This window comes from Nitratidesulfovibrio oxamicus (assembly GCF_015731765.1).
In the GTDB taxonomy this organism is placed as follows: domain Bacteria; phylum Desulfobacterota; class Desulfovibrionia; order Desulfovibrionales; family Desulfovibrionaceae; genus Cupidesulfovibrio; species Cupidesulfovibrio oxamicus.
The window spans coordinates 1-8,670 of record NZ_VRYY01000031.1 but is presented as its reverse complement, the minus strand read 5'-3'; the positions used below and the strand labels follow the sequence as shown (position 1 = coordinate 8,670).

Below are 8,670 nucleotides of genomic sequence, written 5' to 3'. Positions count from 1 at the left end.
CCGCCCGTGGCGGCAAGGCGCACGGCCCGCTCAAGGGCCAGCCCGGCGGCCACCACGTCGGCATCGGCGGCAAAATAGCCGTTGGGCGGCAACTCCATGCCCCCGCTTGCCGGATCCGCTTCGGGTCCGCCCCCTGTCCACCACGGGGTCACCCCGCCGGGCAGGGCCTGACGCATGTAGTCCCACCCGCCGAACCCGGCAAAGCCCACCAGCAGGCAGCCGCTGGCCAGTGCTTCCAGCGGGGGCAGCGGGCAGCCTTCGGGAAAGCCCGTGGCCAGGAACACGTGCGACGAGCGCAGCAGTTCGGCCACTTCGGCGTGGGAGCGGCCATGAATCTCGCGCCACTCCACCTCCGCCGGTCTCTCACCGCGAGAGGCGGACAAGGCCAGCCGGGCGGACAGCAGGTCGCGCACCTGCTGGGCCAGCGCGCGGTTCTTGCGCGGCATCCAGGCGATGCGCACCGGACCGTGCGCGAGGCCGTCGGGGATGGCGACTCCGGCATCGCCGCTGGCAGGGGCACCGTCGCCGTCCGGACCGTCTCCCCCGTCTCCCACACCCGTCCATGCCGGGCGGAACAGTTCAAGGTCTATGCCGGGGCGCAGTACCGGGACTTCGCGTCCGGTCACCTCGCGAGTGTACCAGGCCACCGGGTCGGACACGGCCAGAAACGAGACGTCCAGTTGCGGCCAGGACACGCCCGGAGGCAACGACGACAGCAGATACGCCCAGTTCTGCACGTACACCACGCACCGCGCGCCCGCGCGCAGGCCGGGGGCCAACGCGTTGACCCAGCCTTCCGGCACCAGCCATACGTCGCGCTGGGACACGGCGGCGGCGGCCTCGTCCCAGTTCATGACCGGGGCGGGCGGATTGTCCGCATCAAGCCCGGGCGCGCCCCCTTCGCGGGGGACGAGAAACACCGGATACCCCGCGGCATGCAGGTACGCGGCCATGCGGTACAGCACGGCAAGGCCCCCGGTCATGCGGGGCAGCGGCGGAACGAACAGAAAGGTGCGCATGGCGATGCTCCGTGATTGCGCGCAGCAAAGCAGATACCCGGGTGAAGGGCAAGAGGGGGCAGGACGGCACGCGTTTGTCGGGACTGATCGGACAAATCGGGACGACACCGGACGACACGGGATTGGGCGGGACTGGTCGGAATTGCCCCCCTGCACTGGCAGGATGGCCGGCAGTGCGGGGCTGGCAGGACGAGCCGCCAGTGCCAGCCATCTGCCCGCACGCCTGCATGCCCATACACCACCAACCCGCCCCGAAACGCAAACGCCGGGAACGGAAGGCTTCCCTCCATCCCCGGCGCAAAATCAGGCGGCGGTCAGACTACTTGCCGCAACATTTCTTGAACTTCTTGCCGCTGCCGCAGGGGCAGGGCTCGTTGCGGCCCACCTTGGGGGCTTCGCGGCGGAACGGCTCCTGCCCGTGCACCAGGCCGTCGGCGTAGTACCACACGCCGTCCTCGCACCGGAAAAAGCTGTCCTCGCGCAGTTCCTGCGGCACGCCGCCCAGCACGTAGTGGGCCACGAACGAAACCTCGCCGGTCTCGTCGCCCGGCTGGCCGCCCTTCACGGAAAGCACTTCCAGCCCCTTCCAGTCCACGGCCTCGGACCAGGCGCGCATTTCGTCAACGCTGACTTCCTCGCGCATGGCCGGGTGGGTGGAGGTATCCAGGTAGTCGAAGGCGTGCAGGCAGTGCGCGGAATAGCGCGAACGCATCAGCGCTTCCGCCGTGGGGACGGGCTTTTCGCCGCGCACGTAGGGGCCGCAGCAGGCGTCCAGCACAAGGCCGGAGCCGCAGGGGCAAAGCGTGGTCTCGGACATGTGGGTCGATCCTTCGGCCCGCCGCCCGACGCTTCGCCCCGCGAAGCCCGTCGGCGGTCCGCTAATGGTTACCGCAGCCGTGATGGCCGTGGGATGTACACAGTTCCTGCCGGTCGGCCAGGCGACCATCCAGCCAGCTCCGGGCGGCGTCATGCACCGGGCCGGACGCTCCGCGCACCACGTCGATGCCGTGGCGGCGCAGCGTCATCACGGCGCCCTCACCCATGTTGCCGCCCACCAGGACGCTGACGCCAAGGTCCACCAGAACGGGCACGATGTTCGACTTGCACCCGCAGCCGGGGGGCGGCGTCAGGCGCTCTTCTTTCACAATGTTGCGGGTCTCGTCCACCGTCAGCAGGGTAAAATACTCGCAGTGACCGAAATGTTCGTCAATGATGCCTTCTCGCGAGGGCAGGGCGATTTTGAGCATGGGCTGAATTCCTCCATGGCTGGTATACGTTCCGCCCCTGATAATCCTTTGCCCCGGAATGTCAATGACCACTTACATCATCGGATTCTGGCAGGCACGGCAGGAAAAATGACTACCGTTGCAAACCGGGCAGGCAGTGGCGATTCCTTGCCCGTGAGCCCTTGCCACGTGGCCATGCGCAGATGGTCCGACCGGACGCACCGGCAATTCCGCCATGTCGGGTGATACGGGCAAGACCGGCATGGTCCTGCGCCACACGGTTTTCCGTCGCCCGCGTTATTCTGTACGGCCTGATGCAAGGCGGGGTGGCGCGGCACCACCGCGTGTGATACCCTTGCCGCATGGCTCGGGCCGGAGGCCCGCAGGAGCAGCGCCGGGCAGCGCTCCCCGCCCTTGCAGGAAGGGCGGCGGCAGGAACCGCGCCCCGGTCTCATTTCCACCCCCGCCAGGAGACTTCGGGACCATGACAGACTCCACCAGCGACCGACGCAAGCATTGCCGGCTTCCCAAGCCCTTTCCCGTCGAGGCCAGCGAGATCAGGTTTCCCCCGTCCAGCCAGGGCCGTTTCGAAACCCAGTGCTGCGACATCAGCGCCGGAGGGCTCAGCGTGCACAGCCCCCGTACCTTCGAGCCGGGCACCAAGCTGCAGGTGCGCGTGCACATCCCCACGCTGAACAAGTATTCGCCGGGGTTCTTCAAGGTGTACGAGAACGACGCCGACCAGTACCTGCAAGCCATAGCCGAGGTGACCCGCTCGGAATTTTCCGCCGGGGGCTACCTGCTGGGGCTGAAGTATGTGGATGTGGACGAGGATGCCGCGCGTGCCGTGGCGAACATGGTCAACAAGACCGTGCAGAGCTGAAGTCGGCGGCGCACGCTTCGACGGTGGTCACCGGATGCCGGGACCGCCCGCCACAACGCAGAACGGCTTGCGGACCGCCCGCAAGCCGTTCTGGAGGAAAAGCTGTCTGCAAAAGAAAGGAAGGTACCAAGACTGTAGCAACCTGCGTGCCAACACCGCCAAATCCGGGCGGTGTATTTTTTTATCATTCAAATTCGTATAGTTGTGATAAAGCATAGCCCATGCGCGCCACACGGCGGCAAGTCCCGCCGTTAAAAAAATTGAACTCCGCCAGCACGGCAGCATACAAGCTGTTCGCTCAGACATTTTTTCTGACCACCCCGCTCCGGACTGCCGCATACGGGCACCCGATCCCGGACTTGCTGATAATTCCTTATTTCACAAGACATTGGGCGTTCGCTCACCCAAGCCGGCTACGGTCGCCGGGGCTGGATTCAAAAAATTCTACCCTTCCCACGACCTGTTGAGCCTTCACTCTCACCATTGACATGAACCATCTCAACTCCCATAGTGTAGATAATGGTTGACAGCGCGACCACGTAGGCTGTTCAATCAATCAACGCCCGGAGCCATCCGGGACGGATACACTCTCTGATGGAGGTTTCACCCATGCCCGCCCGTCATTCCAGCATCCCCGTGACGCGGCAGGACATCCAGCCTCGCAAGGACAGCGAGGCGGCCCTGTTCCGCAACCGGCTGAAGAAGATCGGCCGCATCCAGGACACCCGCACCCGCGCCCACCGCATCCTGCTGGCGCTGGGCTACGTCATCGCGCTGACCCCGCGCGGCGTGCCCGCGTTTACCCGTGCAATGGTCCGCAAGGGTGCCCACGTGGTGGTGTGGCTTACCGACGAATCGCGCGAAGGCCTGCCCGCTTCGCTGCGCGCCCCCGCATGGGCGGGTTTCTACGCGCGCGACGACAGCGACGAGATGGTCTACGACGAGGATTATACCACCCTCATCGAATACCTGCGCGAAATGCATCCCGAACAGATGCGCGTCGCCCCCGAGGTCATGTCCGACAACTGATCGGCGTCCGCCCCCGCGCGCACGCCGGTCAAACGCCCGGCATCGGGCATCCGGCCCGGCGCACGGGGACAGCCTGACGGCAGGGTCTCGCCGCCCTCCGTCGGGTTGGCCCGGAAGGAGCCGCACGAAGCCGCCTTTTCCGGTCCCCGTTCAACGCGCAGCACCTTCCCTACTCCCTCCTCGGGCCATGCACCGTTGCCCGCATGGCCAGCCCCACGCAGCCCCCTCGAACCTTCCGGTCCGCGTCACGAAAGCCGTTCCGACCGCCGCTCGACGCATCGCCCTGTTCGCTCGACGCATCGCCCTGTCCGCTCACCTTTCGCACCCCGCCCCCCTCACGGCACGCCAGCCCCAGGAAGCATCGGGCACCGGCCACGCGACGCGCGGTTGACGCCCCTCGCGCGATGCGGGTATCCTCCGGCGTCTTTTTTCCACAAGGAGTACCCCCGCATGCTCGATCTCAAGCTGCTGCAACGCAGCCCCGAAGTGGTGGCCAAGGCCCTGGCCGACCGGGGCTCGTCGCTCGACATGGCCGAATTCACCGCCCTGGACGAACGCCGCCGCGCCCTTCTGGCCGAGGTGGAAGCCCTGAAGGGCGAACGCAACAAGGCCTCGGGCGAAGTGGCCCGCATGAAGCGCGCGGGCGAGGACGCCGCCCCGCTTCTGGAACGCCTGTCCGGGCTGTCCGACCGCATCAAGGACCGGGACCGCGAAACCGAAGAGGTGAAGGCCGCCGTCAACGACTGGCTGCTGGCCGTGCCCAATATTCCCGACGCCTCCGTGCCCTTTGGCCGCAGCGAGGCCGACAACCCCGAGGTGCTGCGCTGGGGCACCCCCCGCGCCTTCACCTTTACCCCCAAGGAACACTGGGAGATCGGCACCGCCCTTGGCGGGCTGGACTTCGAGCGGGCGGGCAAGCTGGCGGGCAGCCGCTTTGCCGTGTACCGCACCTGGGCGGCCCGGATGGAACGTGCTCTCGCCAACTTCTTTCTGGATACGCACATCACCGAGCACGGGTACACGGAAATCATCCCGCCGTTCATGGCCAACCGCAAGACCCTGACCGGCACCGGCAACCTGCCCAAGTTCGAGGAAGACCTGTTCAAGCTCGAGGGGTGGGACTACTTCCTGATTCCCACGGCGGAAGTGCCGCTGACCAACCTGCACGCGGACGAAATGCTGGAAGAGGCGCAACTGCCCATCAGCTACGCGGCCATGACCCCGTGCTTCCGCTCCGAAGCGGGCAGCTACGGCAAGGATACGCGCGGCCTGATCCGCCAGCACCAGTTCACCAAGGTGGAAATGGTGCGCTTCGCCCATCCGGAACGGTCGTTCGACGAACTGGAAAAGATGCGCGGCCACGCCGAGGTGCTGTTGCAGCGCCTGGGCCTGCCCTACCGGGTAATCACGCTGTGCACGGGCGACATGGGTTTCTCGTCGACCAAGACCTACGACATCGAGGTCTGGCTGCCCGGCCAGAACGCCTACCGCGAGATTTCGTCGTGCTCCAACTGCGGCGACTTCCAGGCGCGCCGCGCGGGCATCCGCTTCCGCCCGGCGGGCGGCGGCAAGCCCGAATTCGCGCACACCCTGAACGGTTCGGGCCTGGCCGTCGGTCGCGCCCTGGTGGCGGTCATCGAAAACTACCAGCAGGAAGACGGATCGGTGGTCATCCCCGAAGTGCTCCGCCCCTACATGGGCGGCATGGAGCGGGTGACGGCGGAATAGCCGGGGCGACCGGACGGCCCCCTCCTGCGGGCCTTGCGGAACATGCGTTGCGGCATCCTTGACGCCCGCCGCAACCCAGCGTATAAGACCGTTCCCTTTCGGGTCGTTAACTCAGTCGGTAGAGTATCTGCCTTTTAAGCAGAGAGTCGCAGGTTCGAGCCCCGCACGACCCACCAAACGAAACCGGGCAGTTATGGATGCACCATAGCTGCCCGGATTCGTTTTGCAATTTTTGCGAAGTTCGAGGCCTACCCCCACGGTTCACACGCTGCCGCAGCCTCCGGCTTCGCAGGCACCCAGCGCGGCCCGTAGCGCCTTGACCAACACCGCCTGGGGAAGCGCCTCGTACACCTCTCCCCCGAATGCCAAAGCACGGCAATCGACGGGCTTGCCCAGCAAATCGGCGCAGGAGTTGCAGCAAGTGGTCGTGGCATGCCCGCCGGGCAGGAATCGTTCCAGCGGCACGCCGTCAACGAGGATGCTGTTGGACCCGGCAACATTGAAGGGGGGCAGCCGCACCTCGCGGACTTCCATGCGCACCCCCCGGCCCGTGCAGGCATCCTGCAACGCCGCCACTGCGCCACGCAACGCCTCGCCCGTGTCGCGGCAGCGGTCGCAGGTCAGACCGTCCACGTCAAGGCGCCGCCATTCCACTACGACAACACGCAATACTCTCCCTGTGGCGTCACCACAGCCCGTATCCATCATCCGACCTCCTGCGGTGCACATCCGCATCCTCGCCGTTCGCCACGCGGCAGCCGCCCGTTGCCCCTACTCGTTACGCAGGTACGGCGCAGGCTTTTCCTTCAGGGCGCGCGCCGTGCCCGCCAGTCCGAACACCAGCGCAAAGGCCACGCAGGCGGCCACCGTGCCCGCCACCACGCCGGGGTACACGGCAAAGGGCAGCTTCAGCAGGCCGCGCACGGCGGCCCATGCGGCCAGGGTGCCCGTGCCCGCGCTGAACAGCCCGGTCACCAGCCCCGTGGTCAAAAATTCCGTGACCAGCGCCAGCAATATGTCGCGCCGGGTGGCCCCGCACACCTTGTAGATGACCGCGTCGTAGATGCGCCGCTGACGGTCTGCCAGAATGGCCCCGGCCACCACCAGCAGACCCGTGGCCAGCATCACCCCGGCCATGGCCCGGAACATCACGCCCATGCGCTCCATGAGCACGCGCACCTCGCCCAGTATCTCGCGCATGCTGATGGCCGTGACGTTGGCGTGCGCCGCCGTCACCGTGCGGTACAAGGCGTCCATGCCCGCACCGTCGCCATAGGCCGTCACCACCCATGTGGCCGGGGCGCGGTCCAGCAGGCCGGGCGCGAACAGCACGGCGAACTGCAACTGGAAGGTCATCCAGTCCACCTTGCGCACGTTGGCGATGGTGGCCGTCACCTCGCGTCCCAGGATGTTGAAGGTCAGGCTGTCGCCCACGGTCACGCCGAAACCGCGCGCCAGATCGTCAGACAGGGATATGGTGGGCGGTCCGCTGTAGTCGGGCGGCCACCACCCCCCCGCCGTCATCTCCGTGTCAGGCGGGGGCGTGGCCGCATGGCTGAGGCCCCGGTCGCCGCGCACGGCCCACTGGGCTTCGGGAGCCACGGGTACGTCCTGCACGGGCACCCCCTTGATGCGCACGATGCGCCCGCGCACCATGGGGGCCTTGTCAATGCGCGTGACACCGGGGGCATTGCCCAGCGCCTCGAATTCCGCCACCTGATCGGGCAGCACGTTGATGAAGAAGAACGCCGGGGCGTCGCGCGACAGATCGCGGGCCAGGGATGCACTAAGGTTGCGCTCCACCTGGGCGATGCCCACCAGCGCGGTCAGGCCCAGCCCCAGCGCAAAGACCATGTTCACCGTGGGAGCGCCGGGCCGGTGGATGGACGCCAGCCCCAGTCTCACGCTGGGATTGCCCGCGTGCGGCGCACGGCGCGCACCGGCCCGCAGGCCCCAGGCCACCACGCGGAACACCGCGAAACACCCCGCGCATCCGGCCATGAAACCGAAGGCCAGCCGCGCATCCGGGGTGAACAGCCACACCAGCCCGGCCAGCACGGCGAATCCCGTCCCCACCAGCACCCTGCCCGCCGGAGTCAACCCGTTGCCCCCGCCCGCCACGTAGCCCCGGAACAGGGTGGCCGGGCGCACCGCCCCGGCCAGCAGCAGGGGCCGCAGCGAAAAGGCCAGCAGGATGGCCAGTCCCAGCAGGGCTGCGCGCAGCAGCGGCGCTGCGTGGATGGACGCATCCAGTTGCACGGGAATGAGCTGCCCTGTCAGCCCGGCGGCCAGCGGCGGCACGGCAGCGCCCAGCGCACACCCGGCCACGATGCCCGCCCCGCCGATGAGCAGTATCTGGAACAGGTAGGTCCACAGCACCGTGTTCACGCCGCCTCCCACGCATTTCAGCGTGGCGATGGAGGCCATGCGGCTGGCAAGGTAGCCGCGCACCGCCTCGGCTATGCCAAGCCCGCCCACCAGCAGCGCGGCAATGCCGATGAGCATGAGGTCGGTGTCCACCCGGTCCAGCAGGTTTCGAATGCGCGGCACGGCGCGGTTGTAAGATTCCACGCGCCACCCTGCATCGGGAAAGGCGGTGCGCGCAGCCTCGACGAAGGCCGTCACCGTGGCCTCGTCGGCTGAACGCAGGGATGCGGGCGATGGAGAGGCTGCTGCAGGAGCGCCTCCGGCTGAAGATGCCCCGGTCGGCCCGGCGGGGGCCGTGGGTGATGCTGCGCCGCCCCCCGTGACGGAAGGCGCAGCGTCCGGCGATGCCACGCGCGCC

General features: G+C 67.4%; 8 protein-coding genes and 1 tRNA gene. 4 read left to right on the top strand and 5 right to left on the bottom strand.

Annotated elements, in window-relative coordinates; genetic code table 11:
• From FVW20_RS01565 to FVW20_RS01555, 3 genes are all read right to left on the bottom strand, one after another.
• Positions 1 to 1,019, bottom strand: a 1,019-nt coding sequence (locus FVW20_RS01565) for a glycosyltransferase family protein (protein ID WP_196608001.1), incomplete at its 3' end; no start/stop codon positions are given.
• A gap of 319 nt (positions 1,020 to 1,338) precedes the next feature.
• Entirely contained in the window at positions 1,339 to 1,836 is a 498-nt protein-coding gene (locus FVW20_RS01560) for a YchJ family protein (RefSeq protein ID WP_196608000.1), read from the bottom strand.
• A gap of 61 nt (positions 1,837 to 1,897) precedes the next feature.
• Positions 1,898 to 2,266 carry a NifB/NifX family molybdenum-iron cluster-binding protein gene (locus tag FVW20_RS01555; protein WP_196607999.1) on the bottom strand — a complete coding sequence of 123 codons (369 nt, stop codon included), beginning with the start codon at positions 2,264 to 2,266 and terminating at the stop codon, positions 1,898 to 1,900.
• Positions 2,267 to 2,729: 463 nt separating this feature from the next.
• Between FVW20_RS01555 and FVW20_RS01550 the strand changes: the two genes are divergently transcribed.
• The 4 genes from FVW20_RS01550 (at position 2,730) to FVW20_RS01535 (ending at position 6,061) form a co-directional block, all read left to right on the top strand.
• Positions 2,730 to 3,128, top strand: a complete 399-nt coding sequence (locus FVW20_RS01550; RefSeq protein WP_196607998.1) for a PilZ domain-containing protein — start codon at positions 2,730 to 2,732, stop codon at positions 3,126 to 3,128.
• Between the two features lie 609 nt (positions 3,129 to 3,737).
• Positions 3,738 to 4,157 (top strand): hypothetical protein, encoded by a 420-nt coding sequence (locus FVW20_RS01545; protein WP_196607997.1) that lies wholly within the window; start codon positions 3,738 to 3,740, stop codon positions 4,155 to 4,157.
• Between the two features lie 450 nt (positions 4,158 to 4,607).
• Positions 4,608 to 5,885 (top strand): serine--tRNA ligase, encoded by a 1,278-nt coding sequence (gene serS / locus FVW20_RS01540; protein WP_196607996.1) that lies wholly within the window; start codon positions 4,608 to 4,610, stop codon positions 5,883 to 5,885.
• 100 nt (positions 5,886 to 5,985) lie between these two features.
• Positions 5,986 to 6,061: transfer RNA gene (locus tag FVW20_RS01535), tRNA-Lys, on the top strand.
• 85 nt (positions 6,062 to 6,146) lie between these two features.
• Here FVW20_RS01535 and FVW20_RS01530 read toward each other — a convergent pair.
• Both FVW20_RS01530 and FVW20_RS01525 read right to left on the bottom strand, forming a co-directional pair.
• Complete coding sequence (locus FVW20_RS01530; RefSeq protein WP_196607995.1) at positions 6,147 to 6,593, bottom strand: DUF2703 domain-containing protein; 447 nt, start codon at positions 6,591 to 6,593, stop codon at positions 6,147 to 6,149.
• Positions 6,594 to 6,656: 63 nt separating this feature from the next.
• Positions 6,657 to 8,670, bottom strand: a 2,014-nt coding sequence (locus tag FVW20_RS01525; protein WP_196607994.1) for an ABC transporter permease, incomplete at its 5' end; no start/stop codon positions are given.

Coding starts and splice junctions, on each gene's coding strand:
- FVW20_RS01560 (WP_196608000.1), bottom strand. CDS start 1,836: ATGTCCGAGACCACGCTTTGCCCCTGCGGCTCCGGCCTTGTGCTGGAC.
- FVW20_RS01555 (WP_196607999.1), bottom strand. CDS start 2,266: ATGCTCAAAATCGCCCTGCCCTCGCGAGAAGGCATCATTGACGAACAT.
- FVW20_RS01550 (WP_196607998.1), top strand. CDS start 2,730: ATGACAGACTCCACCAGCGACCGACGCAAGCATTGCCGGCTTCCCAAG.
- FVW20_RS01545 (WP_196607997.1), top strand. CDS start 3,738: ATGCCCGCCCGTCATTCCAGCATCCCCGTGACGCGGCAGGACATCCAG.
- serS (WP_196607996.1), top strand. CDS start 4,608: ATGCTCGATCTCAAGCTGCTGCAACGCAGCCCCGAAGTGGTGGCCAAG.
- FVW20_RS01530 (WP_196607995.1), bottom strand. CDS start 6,593: ATGATGGATACGGGCTGTGGTGACGCCACAGGGAGAGTATTGCGTGTT.